Source organism: Sneathiella sp. HT1-7, assembly GCF_020731145.1.
Lineage (GTDB): Bacteria > Pseudomonadota > Alphaproteobacteria > Sneathiellales > Sneathiellaceae > Sneathiella.
Genome location: NZ_JAJFZN010000001.1, coordinates 1 through 17,684, shown reverse-complemented (window position 1 = coordinate 17,684; position 17,684 = coordinate 1). Strand labels below are relative to the sequence as shown.

The window sequence follows — 17,684 nt, the reverse complement described above, 5'->3', positions numbered from 1 at the left end:
TAGATAATATTTAGGCCCTCGCGACAGGCGGGGGGAGAGGTAATGCGGCCATGGCACGGCTGGTAATGAAATTTGGCGGCACTTCTGTTGGTACGGTAGAGCGGATCAAGAATGTTGCGCGCAAAGTAAAGCGAGAAGTAGACGCCGGCCATGAAGTAGCAGTGGTTGTCTCAGCTATGTCGGGTGATACTAATCGGCTCGTCGGGCTCGTATCTGAAATTTCCAGTCTGCATGACGCCCGGGAATATGACGTCGTTGTTTCCAGTGGAGAGCAGGTTACCATCGGCCTTTTGTCACTTGCGCTGCAGGATCTCGGAATTTCGGCCCGGTCCTGGCTTGGCTGGCAGGTTCCTGTAAAAACGAATGCAGTTCATGGCGCAGCACGGATTGAGAGTATCGATTGTAGCGAAATTATTAAACGCTTTGCCGAGAAGCAGGTGGCCGTTTGTGCAGGCTTTCAAGGTGTTGGCACTGACAATCGCATTACCACCCTTGGTCGAGGTGGCTCTGATACGTCGGCAGTGGCATTGGCCGCTGCACTGGATGCCGATCGATGTGATATTTATACAGACGTTGACGGTATCTATACCGCCGATCCGCGGATCGCGACAAAAGCAGCGAAACTTGATAAAATTACTTATGAGGAAATGCTCGAACTGGCGTCCCTCGGCGCAAAGGTTCTGCAAACGCGATCTGTCGAGATGGCGATGAAGCATCGGGTGAAGTTGCAGGTGCTGTCCAGTTTCGAAGATAAACCTGGAACATTGGTTGTAGATGAGGAAGATATTGTGGAACATCAGGTTGTAAGCGGCGTTACCTACACTCGTGACGAAGCCAAGGTAACACTGCAGCAGGTTGCAGATCGACCGGGTGTGGCGGCGCTGGTCTTCGGGACGCTGGCGGATGCGAATGTCAATGTCGATATGATTGTCCAGAACGTATCGGAAGATGGTCGGGCAACAGACCTGACCTTCACGGTTGGCCAGAAAGAGATCGATCAGGCCATGAGCGTGCTGGAGAAGCTTAAAGGCGAAGTTTCTTGCAAGGCGATTGTCCCGGACTCGAATGTCGTCAAGGTTTCTATCGTCGGTATGGGAATGCGCAGCCATGCGGGCGTAGCCAAAACGATGTTTGCCGCTCTGGCAGAGAAGGGGATCAATATACAGGTTATCTCGACTTCTGAAATCAAAGTGAGTGTCCTCTTGGCCGAGGAATATACAGAGCTAGCCGTAAGAACCTTGCACACGGCCTTTGGACTGGATGCGGATTAATATGGGTGATCTTGTAATAAATGGCGCGGAACAGCTGGACGCTGGCTGGGCGCGCGGTTGTGAGTTTCTTGGAACGAAATACGCTATACTTGGCGGGGCAATGTCCTGGGTCTCTGAGCGGAACCTTGTGGCCGCAATCTCTAATGCCGGCGGGTTTGGCGTTATCGCCTGTGGGGCCATGACGCCCGATCTTCTGGAAGCGGAAATCAAGGCAACGCAGGCGCTAACCGATAAACCCTTCGGCGTTAATCTGATTACCATGCATCCGGACCTTGATAAACTGGTTGATGTTTGCTTGGCGCTTAATGTGGGCCATGTGGTTCTCGCTGGTGGAGTGCCGTCAAAAGAAACCATTCTAAAAATCAAGGAAGGTGGCGCGAAAACCGTTTGTTTTACACCAACCTTAGCGCTCGGGAAAAAGCTTATCCGCACTGGCGCTGATGCGCTGGTCATTGAGGGGATGGAGGCGGGTGGTCATATTGGACCAGTTTCGACAAGTGTTCTGGCACAGGAAATTTTGCCGAATATTACAGACGTTCCTGTTTTTGTTGCGGGCGGCATTGGCCGCGGTGAGGCAATCGCTACCTATCTTAGGATGGGCGCGGCTGGTTGCCAGCTAGGCACCCGGTTTGTTTGTTCAAATGAATCCATTGCTCATCCGGCATTCAAGAAGGCCTTCATGCGGGCGAATGCTCGCGATGCCGTGACGACGGTGCAGGTTGATCCGTTGTTTCCTGTAATTCCTGTCCGAGCGCTCAACAATGAGGGCGGCAAGAAATTCATAGAAACGCAACATGAGATGATCGCAAAATATAAGTCAGGCGAAATGGACCTGGAAACGGCCCAGCTTGCTATCGAGCATTTCTGGGCGGGAGCCTTGCGCCGGGCAGTTATTGATGGTGATGTTGAATTTGGATCTGTCATGGCAGGCCAGAGCGTCGGCATGGTCAAGAAAGAACAATCAATCGAGGAGATTATGGAAGAACTCGTGAGTCAGGCGCGTGACTCTTTCGAAAATCATGGAGATCAAAGGGACAGTTCATAAATGAGCGGTCTGGGGATCAGTGCGCCGAGATTGCTGCTACGCAAACTCCATCAGGTTATGGCGGGGAGGGGAGATGCGGAACAGCGTCTAAATGAAATTGTCCGACTGATCGCCAGTAATATGATCGCCGAGGTTTGCTCCTGCTACTTGCGTCGGGCAGGGGATGTGCTCGAACTTTACGCGACTGAAGGCCTCAAACAAAATTCCGTTCATCACACTCGCCTGCGCTTTGGCGAAGGTCTCGTCGGTGATATCGCCGCGCGTGCACGACCTCTCAATCTATCTGATGCGCAGTCGCATCCGCAATTTGCGTATCGCCCGGAAACAGGGGAGGAAGAATATCATTCCCTCCTTGGTACGCCTATCCTGCGCGGCGGACGGGTTATCGGCGTACTAGCGGTACAGAACAGAACACGGCGATCCTACACTGATGAGGAAGTAGAGGCGCTGCAGACCGTTGCCATGGTCGTAGCGGAGCTGGTCAGTTCCGAACAGATGGTCGCGGCGACAGAATTTTCGGATGCTGCCGGAAATGCAACCTTACCTCACCATATTAATGGGCGGGTGTTGGCGGAAGGGCTTGGCGCCGGCATCGCCCTGCTTCATGAACCCCGGATCGAGGTCGTTCATGCTATCTCAAGCAATCGTGCAAAAGAGCTTGCCAGGTTAGATTCTGCTGTTAATGCCCTGCAAAGCTCGGTCGATAAGTTACTCGTTGCCACGAATACTCTCTTCAAGGATGAATCCAAGGAAATTTTTGAAGCCTATAAAATGTTTGCCCATGATAAGGGCTGGCTAAAAAAATTGCGGGAGGCAGTTAACACCGGTCTAACCGCGGAGGCCGCGATCAAGCGCGTTCAGGACGATACTCGCGCACGGATGAAGGAAATCATTGACCCGTACCTTCGCGAGCGGTTATCGGAACTCGAAGATCTTGCCAATCGGCTTTATCTTCATCTGGACGGGCGTTCACAAATTGATCGGCGAAATCTAGAAAAAGATACGGTCGTGGTCGCGCGGAACATGGGGGCGGCCGAATTGCTCGACTATGATCGCCGCCGCCTGAAAGCTGTTGTGCTGGTAGAAGGGACTCGATCCAGCCATGTTGCGATCGTGGCGCGGGCTCTTGGTGTTCCGGTAGTTGGCCAGTGCGCGGATGTGCGAGAAAATGTGGAGCAAGGAGATTTGATGCTCGTCGATGGGGAGCATGGTCAGGTATTCCTGCGCCCCGGAGATGATGTCCAGCAGGCTTTCTCTCGAAGCCAGCGTCAGCGTGCACAACAGCAGGCAAAATATGCGGCTCTTCGTGACAAACCGAATATTTCTAAGGATGGGGTGCCGCTTAGTTTGAATGTTAATGCCGGGCTGCTCATCGATATCGATCATTTCCCGGAGCTTGGTGCCGATGGAATTGGTCTGTTTCGAACCGAGCTGCAATTTATGGTTCGTTCGCAGATGCCGAAGGTCGACGAACAGACGGAGCTTTATTCGCGTGTCCTGGACAAGATGGACGGAAAGCCAGTTGTTTTTCGTACGCTTGATATCGGTGGAGACAAGCTTCTGCCATATCTTAAAACCAAGCCTGAAGAAAACCCGGCGCTTGGCTGGCGCGCTATTCGGATCGGGCTTGATCGTCCCGCTTTGCTAAGAAGTCAACTTAGGGCTCTGGTTCAGGCTGCGGCTGGACGCGAGCTGTCGCTTATGTTTCCGATGATTGCGGAAGTGGCTGAGTTTGTTGAGGCTAAGGCAATCCTCAATAAGGAGTTAGAGCGCGCTGTGCAACGCAAAGCCGGGCCGCCGACGAAGGTAAATGTTGGTACCATGATTGAGGTTCCCTCAATTGTTTGGCAACTGCCGCACCTGTTGAAAGAAGTAGATTTCATTTCTGTTGGATCAAATGACCTGATGCAGTTCTTTTTTGCGGTTGACCGCGGTAATCCGAAGATAAGCGATCGCTATGACACACTGAGCCCTAGCCTTTTGTTACTTTTGCGTAATATCGCGGAGCATTGCGAGCAGGCGGGAAAGCCATTTTCCATATGCGGAGATATTGCCGGTCGCCCTCTGGAAGCGATGGCTTTGCTCGGCTTGGGGTATCGGAATTTTTCCATGTCGTCTGAAACTCTGGGGCGGGTGAAGGAGATGGCGTTGAGTGCAGATATCAATAAATTGCAGAATTTTGTCCGCGGGCTTTGTCAATCCCGGGATCATTCAGTACGTGATCAATTGCGCGCCTTTGCCCGTGATCATTCAATAATAATATAGAGATTGAACTTTCCTTATTTTCGCCGATAATGGCGAATAAGCTGTTGAGACGAGTTAATAAACGGTAATTTGGCGTTCCATTATGGTGAAAGACAGCAACCGACGAGATGTCGTAACCCAGCCTAACCTGTTCGGCAGAAATGCGTCCAAGAAAACAAGGCTGTCGTTAAAGACCCCTGAAGAAAATAACGATCAGCCAGAAGCGGAGGATGGCCCGCATTCTGTTGGTTCTCAACTGCGTGATGCGCGTGAAGCAAAAGGGCTTTCCCTGCATCAGGTCGCGGATATTCTGCGACTTCGCGCAAGTCAGGTTCATGCGCTGGAGGAGGGTAACTTCAATAGCCTTCCTGGACAGACATTTGTCACAGGGTTTTTGCGATCCTATGCGAATTTACTCGATCTTGATGCGGTGGCGATTGTCGAGCTCTATAAGAATGAGGAAGGTGCAGGAATACATGTGCAATCCCTTGCCTTTCCAGAGCCTTCTTCCGGCGGGCGTATTCCGGGAGCAGGTATTATGCTGGGGACATTTGTCGTCGCACTGGTCCTGCTGGCTGGTTGGTTTTTATATCAGGAAAGCGAAAGCCTTGATTTCGAGAGAGTGGCAGAGTTGCCAGAACATCTGGCGAGCAAAATTCGAGATCTTGAAGATATACAGTCTCAAAATACAGCAAATGAGCCCGATCGCGATAGGGCATTGAAAGGTCCGGAAAACTCGTCCGAAACTCCCGCTATTGCGTCAATAGCAGCCCCTGAAAACAAAGACGTGGAAAATACTACTTCTGAAACTGAAAGTGTCGCAGCGTTAAGCGAGAATGAAGCGATGGCGGAAGAGGGCGTCGCAATAGAAAATCCTGAAGGATCGAATACGCTGGCAGTCCCGGAGACGGAGATTGTGGAAGATACGGCGACTGCCATAGCATCGGATATAAACATTGCGCCTTCATCGCTGGAAGAAACGGCGGAGATAGATCCCCCTAAGACAGAAGATGAAACGACAACAACGCCGGTGGCGGAGCTACAGCAAGATCCCGTAACCAGCAACACACTAACGGCGACCGTGGCAGAACCAGTGGAACAACAGGCCGCTGCCCCGGAAACGACTCAACCCGCAACGGAAACTCCAGCGAACTATCCACAGGACAGGTTGGACACGGCCGCCGCCGCGCAATTTCAGACAGCAGATACGCCCGAAAATCCGTTACCTCGGACATTTGGTGTTGAAAATACGGACGCCCGCGTGGTTGTCCGCGCGACAGAGGAAAGCTGGGTTGAAGTGAAGGCAACGGATGAAAAGCCGGTGCTCTCAAGAGTGCTTAAGCCTGGCGATGTTTATATGGCGCCGAATGCACCGGGCTTTATCCTTACTACGGGAAATGCGGGCGGGCTTGAAATCCGGGTTGACGGCAAAGAGATCAAGGCCCTCGGTGGGGCGGGAACAATTTTACGCGAAGTTCCGTTGGTTGCGGAGAGCTTGCTCGTGAATACCGGTTTGCAATAGCCGCAGTTTTCGGATTGAAAAATCGGCGACAATTGTATCACTTGTAATTTCTGCGATTTGCAGCCATTTTAGGCGAAATTCGCGACTGCGGCATTTTTGCCGCTAATTTAAAAAGTATGATCCCATGAGCATCAGACCTTACCGAGAGATTATCCGCCGGAAATCGCGCCAGATTTTTGTCGGCGATGTGCCTGTTGGCGGAGATGCGCCGATAACCGTACAGTCAATGACCAATACTCTGACGTCCGACGCCAAGGCGACTATTGGGCAGATTCATGCGCTGGAAGAGGCCGGCGCGGACATGGTCCGGGTTTCCTGTCCGGATGAGGCGAGCACGGCAGCGCTGAAAGAAATTGTCCGGGAGACGAGCGTTCCCATTATTGCGGATATCCATTTCCATTATAAACGCGGCATTGAGGCGGCGGAGGCCGGCGCGGCATGTCTCCGGATCAACCCCGGTAATATCGGATCGGCCGATCGCGTACGCGACGTGGTGAAGGCGGCTGTAGATCATAACTGCTCCATGCGGATTGGGGTGAATGCCGGAAGCCTTGAGCGTGAGCTGTTGGAGAAATATGGCGAACCCTGCCCGGAAGCGATGGTGGAATCGGCAATGAACCACGCTCGCATTCTTGAGGACAACGACTTCTTTAATTTCAAGATCAGCGTGAAAGCATCCGATGTTTTCCTGTCTGTTGCGGCCTATCAGGGGCTGGCGGAGGTATGTGACTATCCGCTCCACTTAGGTATTACTGAAGCTGGCGGATTGTCATCCGGTACGGTGAAATCCTCTATCGGTCTTGGCATGCTGCTCTGGTCGGGGATTGGCGATACAATCCGAGTGTCCCTTTCGGCCGATCCGGTTGAGGAAATCAAGGCAGGCTATGAAATACTGAAAAGCCTGGGACTGCGCCGACGGGGTGTCACGATTATTTCCTGTCCGTCCTGCGCGCGGCAGGCCTTTCCTGTAATCAAGACAGTTGAATTGCTTGAAGAGCGGCTGGCCCATATTCACACACCGCTTACCCTCTCGATTATTGGCTGTGTCGTGAATGGCCCGGGAGAGGCACGGGAGACTGATATCGGTCTGACAGGCGGCGGTAAGGATAATCATATGGTTTACTTGAGCGGCGTTACGGATCATAAAGTGGCGACTGGGGATATGGTGGATCATATTGTCGAACTGGTCGAAGCAAAAGCCGCCGAGTTGGAGGCCTTGAACGATAGCGGTGATATGACTGAATCCCACACTGCCAAGCGCATCGCTTGACCTCACCTTAGAAGAATTTACTAGACGGAGAAAAGACGTGTCATTACCACAGCCAGTCCGCGGCACCCATGACCTGTTGCCTGAGGATTTTGCGCGCCATGCACATGTGCGGAAAACGGCGCGGGAAATGGCGGCGCGCTTTGGTTATGCGGAAATGGCCACGCCGATCTTTGAGTTCACAGAAGTTTTTGCACGGACGATGGGCGAGAGCTCCGATGTTGTTTCGAAGGAAATGTATTCCTTTGAAAGCCGGAGCGGGGAAAGTATGACGTTGCGGCCCGAATACACCGCTGGAATTTGCCGCGCTTTTATAAGTAATGGATTACAGCAGAATGTCCCATTTAAGGTGTTCGCAGCGGGTCCGATGTTTCGCTATGAACGTCCGCAGAAAGGACGGCAACGGCAGTTCCACCAGATTGATGTGGAATGCATAGGCGCGGCGGAGGCCAAGGCGGATATAGAAGTGATCGCCGTTGGTGCCTCGATCCTTAAAGCGCTGGGCGTCCTGGAACATTGTAGCTTAGAGATTAATACCCTCGGCGATCAGGAAAGCCGTCAGGCATATCGTACGGCGCTTGTCGAATATTTCAGCGATCATAAATCGAACTTGTCGAAAGACAGTCTGGAACGGCTGGAGCGGAATCCGCTTCGTATTCTTGATAGTAAGGACAAGGGCGACCGGGTCCTTGTCGAAAAGGCGCCCCTGTTCAACGACTATCTCAATAGTTATTCGAGTGAGTTTTTCGCCGATGTGCTGGAAGGAATATCGCTTCTCGGGATCGAGTATGAACTCAATCGGCGCTTGGTCCGCGGTCTTGATTATTATACACATACTGCTTTTGAATTCGTGACCACAGCGCTTGGCGCGCAAGGGGCGGTGATTGCGGGTGGTCGCTATGACGGGCTGATTGAGACGCTTGGCGGCAAATCAACTCCTGGCATTGGATGGGCTGGCGGAATAGAACGTCTTGCCATGTTGATCGAGAATGTACCGGCATCTATACGTCCCGTTGCCATTGTGCCTGTCGGAGAAGCTGCGGAGTCCGTTGCGGCGAAGCTAGCGCATCAACTGCGGCAGGACGGGCTTTGTATTGAAATGGCCTTTAAGGGCAATGTCGGGAAACGCATGAAGCGGGCCAATAAATTAAATGCCCGTGCGGCGGTACTGATCGGGGAGGATGAACTTGCCCGAAACGTCTGCACGCTTCGCGATCTAGATCAGGGCGAGCAGAGCGAAGTCCCTTTGTCGGATATTTCCGTAGCGCTTGGCGCTCTCAGTTAAGGTCAAAATATGCTTCCCGAAGATAAGCTCAAAATGATACAGGCCCGCTCTGAGGAGCTGGAAGCCGCCATGTCCGGTGAAATGGGTGAGGTGGCGCCGGACGACTTTGTCCGCATGAGCCGGGAATACTCTGAAATAAAGCCTCTGGTCGAGGCTATACAGCAGTATCAGTCGACCCGCAGTGAACTCGGTGATCTTGAAGAAATGCTCGACAGCGAAGACACAGACGCGGAAATGAAGGAGATGGCGGAGCTGGAGATTGAGGAGCTTAAAACCCGTCTTCCCGATCTGGAGCATTCCATCAAGTTGCAACTACTGCCCAAAGATGACGCGGACGAGAAAAACGCGATCCTGGAAATACGCGCGGGTACTGGCGGGGAAGAGGCGGCGCTTTTTGCAGGCGATCTATACCGGATGTACCAGCGCTATGCCGAAGGTCAGGGCTGGAAATGTGAAACCATGTCCTTTTCAGAATCTGATCTTGGCGGGGTTAAGGAAGTGGTCGTCAAAGTGACGGGGCGGAATGTTTTCGCCAATCTCAAATTTGAGTCCGGTGTACATCGGGTGCAGCGTGTGCCGGAGACAGAAACTGGCGGGCGGATTCATACATCGGCCGCTACCGTCGCCGTGCTGCCAGAGGCGGAAGAGGTCGACGTGCAAATTGCCGATAGCGATATCCGGGTTGATATTTTTCGCGCGTCCGGTCCGGGTGGGCAGTCCGTTAACACGACAGACTCAGCGGTGCGCATAACCCATATTCCGACCGGTATTGTTGTGCAGCAGCAGGATGAGAAGTCCCAGCATAAGAACAAGGCAAAAGCGATGAGCGTGCTGCGCTCCCGCATTTATGAGGCGCAACGGGCGGCGCTTGCAGCAGAACGGTCCGCAGAGAGAAAAGGGCAGGTCGGGTCGGGCGATCGATCAGAACGCATCAGAACCTATAATTTTCCGCAAGGGCGCGTGACAGACCATCGGATTAATCTCACGCTCTATAAGCTTGATAAAGTGTTGACAGGCGAAGCTCTTGGCGAAGTGATAGAGGCGCTGATCTCTGAGGATCAGGCCGCACTCCTCTCCGAGATCGAGGGCGGCAGTTGACCAGATGACAGCTTCTCTTCGATCGGCGGTTTTGGAAGCCGGCGAAATTTTGAGGCAATCTGATGTAAGCGATGCGAAACGAGATGCGGCATTGCTTCTAGCAAATGTGCTTGGTGAAGAAGTGACTTACCTCTACCGGGAACCGGATCGAGTCCTCACAGATGAAGAACACAAGAAATTCAATAGTCTTATTACCCGACGCGCGGCACGGGAGCCGCTTTCTCATTTGACGGGACATCGGGAATTCTGGAGCCTAGATTTTCTGGTAAACAAAGATGTTTTGGATCCGCGGCCGGATAGTGAAACCCTGATTGAGGCCGTACTTTCATCGCAAAACCAAGAATTTAATCCACGGCGGGTACTGGATCTTGGGACGGGTAGCGGGTGTTTGTTGCTGACGATTTTGAGCGAGATACCATCTGCGACGGGTGTTGGAATAGATTGTAGTGATGCCGCCCTTGCCGTCGCCCGAAAAAATGCGAGCCGGTTAGGTTTGGAGCTCCGCACAGAATTCCATCGCGGCAGTTGGGATATTGATCTTGGGGAAAAATTTGATCTTGTGATCAGCAATCCTCCCTACATCCCGACGCGCGATATGGCGGGGCTTCAGCCGGAAGTACGTGATTTTGAACCGCATCTCGCGCTGGATGGAGGTGTGGATGGACTTGGCAGCTACCGTGATATACTTTCAAATATACGGACTTTGTTGCGCCCAAATGGGCAACTAGTGTTCGAAGTCGGTATAGAGCAGGCGCAGCAAGTTGGGCAAATGATGCAGAATTCAGGTCTGTCGTTGCCGCAATTTCATAGGGATATTGCGGCTATTGAGCGATGCGTATCAGCTTTTCTTCGTGATTAGCGCATTTTTTTTGAAAAAAAGGTTGGATTATTGCGCGAACAGATTGTAGGCTTTCTAGAGATCATATGTGAAAAACAAGACCTGATCTTAAGGTCAATGATCGATATTTAATTAAAATTCAGGCCTGAGCTTCCGGATTAAGGACATCTTGGTAGCGCGCGAGCGGGGTTTTTTGCAGGTGCCTGAATTGAAAGAATTTTACAATAAGTGAAATTTTGAACTTTAGATTGGCGGAATCATTGCAGTTATGAGAGTAAGTAGTAATAGACGTCCCCGTGGCGGACGAACGAATTCTGGCGGGAATCGACCCGGGTCAGGAAACAATCGTCGGCAGAATGGCGGTAACCGTAACTATGACAGCAATGGTCCCGACGGGAAAATCCGGGGAACAGCAAATCAGGTTTACGATAAATACACGGCCCTCGGAACCGACGCCCAGACTTCGGGTGATCGTGTTGCCGCTGAAAACTATTTCCAGCATGCAGAACATTATTTCCGGATAATTGCCGCGAATACGATTCCGCCGAAGGAAAAACAACCAGTTGAAAGTTCCGAAAATACGCCTGTCGCGCCTGAGAATGAAAACGCAACACCGGCGCCGCGTAAGGCAAGAAATCGCAATAATGAAGAGCAGGCTTCTGGGAGCAATGAGCAAGATGAAGCTCAAAGCAATCCTGTAGTTGATCTGGGCACAACTGAACAGCCCGTCATTGAACTTGCGAGTGAAAACGACGCGCCCAAATCTTCCGAAGCTTCGGATGGCGAAGAAGACGGCGAGGTAAAACCGAAACGCAAGGTTAGCCGGACGCGAACCTTACGGCGTCGAACATCCAGCAGGAATGTTGGTGAAGAAGATCCAAAAGAAGCCAACACGACAGATTAAGGTGTGTTTTGGCTTCTGGAGATAACTTCTGGATAAATAAAAAGGGGAGGTCTGGATCGGACCTCCCTTTTGCATTTGGATGCAATATCCCGGAGTGTGTAGTCTCAAATATTCTCTTGAAATCACCCTCAATCCGCCCACATATATATCAGTGATGAAGCCGTTGGCGGGTTCGCGTTATGATTGCCTTTTAGGGATCAGATAGAGCCGCGCAAAGAAGCAACGGTCTATGTGTCGAGGACGAGCATGGATATTGAAAAATACACAGACCGGTCGAAGGGGTTTATCCAATCGGCCCAATCATTGGCGTTACGTGAAAACCACCAAAGACTGACGCCTGAACATCTCTTAAAAGTACTTCTGGATGACAAAGAAGGACTGGCGAGTGGGCTGATTGCGAAAGCTGGCGGCGACGCAAGCGTTGCGCGTCAGGGAATTGAGGCTGCGATGGCCAAACTTCCGCAAGTGACGGGTAGCGGCGCCGGACAGGTTAACCTGTCGCCAGAACTCGCGCGCGTTTTTGCCTCTGCCGAGAAACTTGCGGATAAGGCCGGTGACAGCTTTGTGACGGCGGAACGGCTCCTTCTTGCTCTCGCGTTGGAAAAGGGAACGGAGTCCGCAAAAATCCTCAACAATGCGAAGGTTACCCCCAATAGTCTGAACGAGGCGATTAATGACCTGCGTAAAGGTCGCACGGCTGATAGCAGTGGGGCGGAAGCAAGCTATGATGCCCTTAATAAGTACGCGCGGGATCTGACCGAAGCGGCCAAAAAGGGCAAGCTTGATCCAGTGATCGGCCGCGATGAAGAAATCCGCCGAACAATTCAGGTGCTTTCTCGACGGACAAAAAATAATCCGGTCCTGATCGGGGAACCCGGCGTTGGTAAAACGGCCATCATTGAGGGGCTGGCCCTTCGGATTGTGAATGGCGATGTGCCGGAGAGCCTCAAAGACAAGAAACTGATGAGCCTTGATCTGGGGCAGTTGATTGCCGGGGCCAAATATCGCGGTGAATTTGAGGAACGGCTTAAAGCCGTTCTGTCCGAAATTTCTGCAACGGGCGGCGAAATCATTCTCTTTATCGACGAGTTGCACACACTTGTCGGGGCAGGGGCCGCGGAAGGGTCGATGGACGCCTCCAACCTGTTGAAGCCTGCTTTGGCGCGCGGGGAGCTGCATTGCGTTGGCGCAACGACACTTGATGAATACCGCAAATATATCGAAAAAGATGCAGCATTAGCGCGACGGTTCCAGTCAGTCTTCGTCTCCGAACCGACCGTTGAGGATACGATTTCCATCCTGCGTGGCCTAAAGGAGAAGTACGAGGTTCATCACGGGGTGCAGATTTCCGATAGTGCTCTTGTCGCCGCTGCAACCTTATCCAATCGATATATCACGGACCGCTTCCTTCCCGATAAGGCTATTGACCTTATGGATGAAGCGGCCAGCCGTCGGCGTATGGAAGTTGACAGCAAGCCTGAGGAAGTCGATGAGCTGGATCGCAAGATTCTGCAAATGAAGATCGAGGCTTCGGCGCTTGAGAAAGAAACGGACAAAGCCTCGAAAGAACGTCTTGAAAAGTTGAAAACCGAGTTGGTTGAGCTTGAGAAACAGTCTGCAGACCTCACGGAAAGCTGGCAGATGGAGAAGGAGAAGCTCAATCGTGCCCAGAGCGTTAAAGAGCAACTCGATGCGGCACGCAATGAACTCGCAAATGTTCAGCGGCAGGGGAACCTGCAACGCGCAGGTGAGCTTGCCTATGGTGCTATTCCGGAACTTGAAAAGCAACTTGAAGAAGCCGAAGAAGCGGAAGGTTCTTCCATTGTACGCGACAGCGTCAAGGAAGAGGATATAGCCGGTGTCGTGTCACGCTGGACAGGTATCCCGGTTGATAAGATGCTTTCTGGTGAGCGCGAAAAGCTGCTGAACATGGAAGAAGAGCTTCGTAAACGCGTTGTCGGTCAGGAAGAGGCGCTTGTTGCTGTTTCCAATGCGGTTCGACGTTCCCGCGCGGGTCTTCAGGATCCGAACCAGCCGATTGGCTCATTTCTGTTCCTCGGGCCGACCGGTGTGGGTAAGACGGAGCTCACCAAGGCATTGGCGGGCTTCCTGTTCGATGACGAACATGCCTTGCTCCGTGTCGATATGTCAGAATTTATGGAGAAACACAGCGTTGCGCGTCTCATTGGTGCGCCTCCAGGATATGTCGGCTATGATCAAGGAGGCGTCATTACGGAGGCTGTACGACGGCGCCCGTATCAGGTCATCTTGTTTGACGAGGTTGAAAAAGCGCATCCGGATGTCTTCAATATTCTGCTTCAGGTGCTTGATGACGGTCGTTTGACGGATGGTCAGGGCCGGACGGTGGATTTCAAGAATACACTTATTATCCTGACGTCCAATCTCGGTAGTGAACATATGTCCGCCGGTGACGATGTGGATGACGAGCTTGTGCGCCACAAAGTAATGGAAACCGTGAGAGCGTCTTTCCGGCCGGAGTTTTTGAACAGGCTGGATGAGCAGATCATCTTCCATCGCCTGAGCCGAGAGAATATGAACGATATTGTCGACATTCAACTCGAGCATCTGCAGACATTGCTGGCAGATCGCCGAATTGATCTTGATCTTGATCCGTCGGCTTATGAGTGGATTGCCAATCGCGGTTATGATCCGATTTATGGCGCTCGGCCTTTGAAAAGGGTGATCCAGCGGTATTTGCAGAATCCGCTGGCGTCACTGATACTCGAAGGCAATATCGATGACGGTGCAAAAGTGAAAGTAACCGCCGGTGAGGATGGGCTAATGATTAATAACGTTCTTGCTGACGCTGCATAAGTTCGATTTGCGTTAAGATTTAGAAAGGCGGTTGCCATGCTATGGCTGCCGCCTTTTTCGATCGGTATTTATGTATCTACGCAGGTATTTTATAAGGCTGGAGTATTTTCAGGCCGACCGCAAGAGCGCTTGCAATGACCATTCCGATAATGGAAAGAAGGAATGGTAACTCAAGAAAAATATTCATCAACTCTTCGCCTGCGATAGAAACAACTCCGCCTCCGAAGGTGAATAGAGAAATTGATATGCCCATTACCCACCCTTGTTTGTCTTCAGACACAGCATCGGAGAAAATCGACAGGCAGTTTGTATAGGCAACCCCATAGGCCATCAATAGCGGTAACATGCTTGCCACGGCGATGTATTCATTGCCACTGAGTAGGAAAATTCCTTGAAAAAGAGCCATGGTGAGCAGGGAGCCGCTGACAATCTTATCTTGCGTAAACCGGTCTGCCAGAGGTTTGATCAGATATCGGCTGCCAACGGCGAGGCCGATCCCAATTACGAACATTGCCGCACTGTTTTCAATGGTCGTAAATGCAAATTTTCGAAAGAGGTAAACGATGGAATAGATGTAAAAAAGCGTGAGCGAGAAAACACAGATAAAGAAGACAATGGAAATATTCCGAATGGCCTGTGTTTTTGCGGCGGCGGCAAGCTCGGTAAAAGCCGAAAAAATGTTAAAGGTGAAATTTCCATCGGTCTCCCGCACATCCTTAAAATACTTCAAAACAAGGATCAGATTTAGGAGCAAGCATGCCGTGATAATATAGACGGGAACGGTGACATTTAACTCAGGCCACAAGGTCTTGTCGGAGAATACGCCCCCGACAATGGGGCCGAAGGCAAGCCCCGCTGCTAAGGCTGCAACAAGGCGCCCAAGATTCTCGGTGCGATTTTCATCGGTGCTAATATCAATGATGGCTGCCTGCGAAACAGACTGGCTGCCAGCGGTAAATCCGGCGATGATCCGCCCGAGTACAAGCAGACTAATACTCTGCAAATATATCCCAATAATTGTCAAGATATAGCCGAGTGCTGATCCAATCAGGCAGATCACCAGAGCTATCTTGCGTCCAACATCATCGGAGTAACTTGCAATCATTGTGGCTCCGAGAAACCAGCAAAAGAAGAAACTGCCTGTGATCAAGCCATAATAGAAGTTCCGGGTTGAGGCCGTTGTTCCTTCTGGCAAAAAGTGACTTGTCGGATTAATGATCAATGTTGTTAAGGCCGGAAATAAAATTCCCTGCCCGGCAACGTCGAGCATCACAACAAAGTACAATGTGAAAAGAGCTTTATTATTCAAAACAACACCGACCTGCTATTCGCCTACGGTGGTTAAAACTATAGCTTAATCTGACAGCCGCTTCGTTACTTTCGAACGATAGACAATGTTACTTTATACTTGCCAGCTGCGTTTCCAATTCGACGCCGGCAACTTCCTGACGGACTTGTCCGGTATATGCATTGAAAGCCGCCAACATTTTTCCACCGAGCTTACGGCCCGCAGGCAGCTTGACTGAAAGCGGATTAATTTGCCGACCGTCTTTATGTACTTCATAATGCAGATGAGGTCCGGTGGAACGCCCTGTTGTGCCGACATAGCCTATAACCTGGCCCTGTTTCACGCGCGCGCCCTTACGGACACCTTTCCCGAATTTACGCATATGGGCATAGGCGGTTTTAAATTCACTGTTATGGCGAATGCGGACATAATTCCCGTAACCGCCATTGCGCGCCGCGAACTCAACCGTTCCGTTACCTGCTGCCATAATTGGCGTGCCACTGCGTGCGCCGAAATCGACACCGCGATGCATTTTAGTATAGCCGAGAGTCGGGTGTTTACGCTTTCCAAATCCGGATGTGAGACGAGCGCCATCAATCGGTGTGCGCATCAATGTCTTTTTAACGCTGCGGCCTTTTTCATCATAATAGTCGGTAAAGCCATCGTCATCGGTCTTGAAACGATATACTGAAAACTCCTTACCGCTTAAAGTCATGGACGCCCAGAGGATGGAACCCTCTTTCAGGATAGTACCGTTCTCATCCGCGAATCGTTCGAAATAAACCTCGAAGCTATCGCCGGGCTGGATTTCACGTTGGAAATCGACGTCATAACTAAAGATCCGGATCAGGTCGACGATGGTTTTCGTCGGGATTCCGGCCTGTGCCGCAGATAGAAAAAGGGAGCTTTGAATAACGCCGCCAGCCCGGACCATTTTCCGATCAAGCTCAAGTACGGTTTCTTGGGCTGTGAAGCCTTCACCCGGAGTACGGACGGCGGCTAGCTGCCGGTCGACATCTTCTTTAAGAGAGACACGAATGAGGCTCGGGGCGGTGGCATCACTTTCTCTGGCGTCATCCATGCCGAAATAAAGCGTAACATCTTGCCCGATCTTCAGGCTGCGCGGATCAAATATTTCATTAAGGGCGGTTATGGCCTCATAACTTTCTGTCCGGTCGGCACCGGCGCGGGTCAGGACCTTCATCAAGGTATCGCCCTTGCTAACAGAGACCGTCTTCGTCAGTTCGTTCAGATTTTTTGCAGCAGGGGCGACATAGGCCGCGACGGCAACTTCGCCCTCTTTTTCGGAAATTTCTGCAGTTGCCTCTTCTGTCTCAGTCGGGGCTGCAGCTGCATTCTCTGTTGCCTGAGTACCAGGTGTCGTCTGCGTTTGAGTTGTGCTTACTGTGAGATCAGTCGGCGCTTTGTCAGGCCCGGTCAAAAAGGTGGTTACCAGCAGGGCGCCGACGGCACCGCCGGCAACTGTTGTCAAAACAGGCATCAGCAAAGACTTGCCAATCGCACCCGTCTGGGCGCTTGATTTAATTCTCTTCAGCACTCGTTGAACCACCCGTTGTAATATGTTGATTTAGAAGCCGTTAACCATACTCATTGCGACAAAAGATGCTGTCAGAGTGCAATTTTGTCAAGTATTCCTCAATTTTTCCTTAAGTTCTTCGAATCTCATTTTCCATTGATGGTGGGAGATTGCTTCAATCTTCCGGCCATTCGTCTTTGTGTCACCTATCATAGTTGATATTGCCGGGCGTTCGAAAAGCTGTTTGTTTACATCAGGAATAGCGGTTTATAGGGGAAGTTTGCGGCATAAACATGGCTTGCCGAAAAAACTTTAAAATAGTCGTTGACGTTGTTGGATGATGGTCCTATAAACCGCGTCACGCCGACGGGGCGGGTCTGGTTTTGGGTTTTGTTTTTGGCCTAATTTGCTTGATTTGTCTGGTTGGTTTTTTTGTCCGGAATTTTTGATTTTGGGCGGTTTGATTTTTGACATTGTGGATAAAGATGAGAAGGGATGCCTGGGCGGCGGGGTTGTTGAATGACGACTTTTTGTTGCAACGGGTATCTTG

Annotated in this window: 12 protein-coding genes; 10 read left to right on the top strand and 2 right to left on the bottom strand. The window is 51.4% G+C overall.

Annotation, left to right across the window (positions count from 1 at the left end; genetic code table 11):
- Window positions 1–50: 50 nt before the first annotated feature.
- From LKE13_RS00060 to clpB, 10 genes are all read left to right on the top strand, one after another.
- A complete protein-coding gene (locus LKE13_RS00060; protein WP_227947638.1) occupies window positions 51–1,271 on the top strand; it encodes an aspartate kinase in 1,221 nt (406 codons plus the stop codon).
- 1 nt (window position 1,272) lies between these two features.
- The gene (locus LKE13_RS00055) at window positions 1,273–2,316 is read left to right on the top strand and encodes an NAD(P)H-dependent flavin oxidoreductase (protein WP_227947637.1); all 1,044 of its coding nucleotides are present in this window, start codon (window positions 1,273–1,275) and stop codon (window positions 2,314–2,316) included.
- A complete protein-coding gene (gene ptsP, locus LKE13_RS00050; protein ID WP_227947636.1) occupies window positions 2,317–4,581 on the top strand; it encodes a phosphoenolpyruvate--protein phosphotransferase in 2,265 nt (754 codons plus the stop codon).
- An 82-nt stretch (window positions 4,582–4,663) separates the two neighbouring features.
- Window positions 4,664–6,082, top strand: coding sequence for a helix-turn-helix domain-containing protein (locus LKE13_RS00045; RefSeq protein WP_227947635.1), 1,419 nt, complete (start codon window positions 4,664–4,666; stop codon window positions 6,080–6,082).
- Window positions 6,083–6,206: 124 nt separating this feature from the next.
- The gene (gene ispG, locus LKE13_RS00040) at window positions 6,207–7,352 is read left to right on the top strand and encodes a flavodoxin-dependent (E)-4-hydroxy-3-methylbut-2-enyl-diphosphate synthase (protein ID WP_227947634.1); all 1,146 of its coding nucleotides are present in this window, start codon (window positions 6,207–6,209) and stop codon (window positions 7,350–7,352) included.
- A 37-nt stretch (window positions 7,353–7,389) separates the two neighbouring features.
- Window positions 7,390–8,634, top strand: a complete 1,245-nt coding sequence (gene hisS / locus LKE13_RS00035) for a histidine--tRNA ligase (RefSeq protein ID WP_227947633.1) — start codon at window positions 7,390–7,392, stop codon at window positions 8,632–8,634.
- Between the two features lie 9 nt (window positions 8,635–8,643).
- Window positions 8,644–9,732, top strand: coding sequence for a peptide chain release factor 1 (gene prfA / locus LKE13_RS00030; protein ID WP_227947632.1), 1,089 nt, complete (start codon window positions 8,644–8,646; stop codon window positions 9,730–9,732).
- 4 nt (window positions 9,733–9,736) lie between these two features.
- Complete coding sequence (gene prmC, locus LKE13_RS00025; RefSeq protein WP_227947631.1) at window positions 9,737–10,591, top strand: peptide chain release factor N(5)-glutamine methyltransferase; 855 nt, start codon at window positions 9,737–9,739, stop codon at window positions 10,589–10,591.
- Between the two features lie 247 nt (window positions 10,592–10,838).
- Window positions 10,839–11,474: a DUF4167 domain-containing protein gene (locus LKE13_RS00020; protein ID WP_227947630.1), complete on the top strand. Its 636-nt coding sequence runs from the start codon at window positions 10,839–10,841 to the stop codon at window positions 11,472–11,474.
- Window positions 11,475–11,720: 246 nt separating this feature from the next.
- Complete coding sequence (clpB, locus tag LKE13_RS00015; RefSeq protein WP_227947629.1) at window positions 11,721–14,309, top strand: ATP-dependent chaperone ClpB; 2,589 nt, start codon at window positions 11,721–11,723, stop codon at window positions 14,307–14,309.
- 76 nt (window positions 14,310–14,385) lie between these two features.
- Here clpB and LKE13_RS00010 read toward each other — a convergent pair whose 3' ends face one another.
- The gene (locus LKE13_RS00010) at window positions 14,386–15,618 is read right to left on the bottom strand and encodes an MFS transporter (RefSeq protein ID WP_227947628.1); all 1,233 of its coding nucleotides are present in this window, start codon (window positions 15,616–15,618) and stop codon (window positions 14,386–14,388) included.
- A gap of 88 nt (window positions 15,619–15,706) precedes the next feature.
- A complete protein-coding gene (locus LKE13_RS00005) occupies window positions 15,707–17,155 on the bottom strand; it encodes a M23 family metallopeptidase (protein ID WP_227947627.1) in 1,449 nt (482 codons plus the stop codon).
- Window positions 17,156–17,684 lie beyond the last annotated feature (529 nt).

Bases quoted from the DNA above. Each gene is read 5' to 3' on its own strand.
- LKE13_RS00060 (WP_227947638.1), top strand. From the start codon at position 51: ATGGCACGGCTGGTAATGAAATTTGGCGGCACTTCTGTTGGTACGGTA.
- LKE13_RS00055 (WP_227947637.1), top strand. From the start codon at position 1,273: ATGGGTGATCTTGTAATAAATGGCGCGGAACAGCTGGACGCTGGCTGG.
- ptsP (WP_227947636.1), top strand. From the start codon at position 2,317: ATGAGCGGTCTGGGGATCAGTGCGCCGAGATTGCTGCTACGCAAACTC.
- LKE13_RS00045 (WP_227947635.1), top strand. From the start codon at position 4,664: ATGGTGAAAGACAGCAACCGACGAGATGTCGTAACCCAGCCTAACCTG.
- ispG (WP_227947634.1), top strand. From the start codon at position 6,207: ATGAGCATCAGACCTTACCGAGAGATTATCCGCCGGAAATCGCGCCAG.
- prfA (WP_227947632.1), top strand. From the start codon at position 8,644: ATGCTTCCCGAAGATAAGCTCAAAATGATACAGGCCCGCTCTGAGGAG.
- prmC (WP_227947631.1), top strand. From the start codon at position 9,737: ATGACAGCTTCTCTTCGATCGGCGGTTTTGGAAGCCGGCGAAATTTTG.
- LKE13_RS00020 (WP_227947630.1), top strand. From the start codon at position 10,839: ATGAGAGTAAGTAGTAATAGACGTCCCCGTGGCGGACGAACGAATTCT.
- clpB (WP_227947629.1), top strand. From the start codon at position 11,721: ATGGATATTGAAAAATACACAGACCGGTCGAAGGGGTTTATCCAATCG.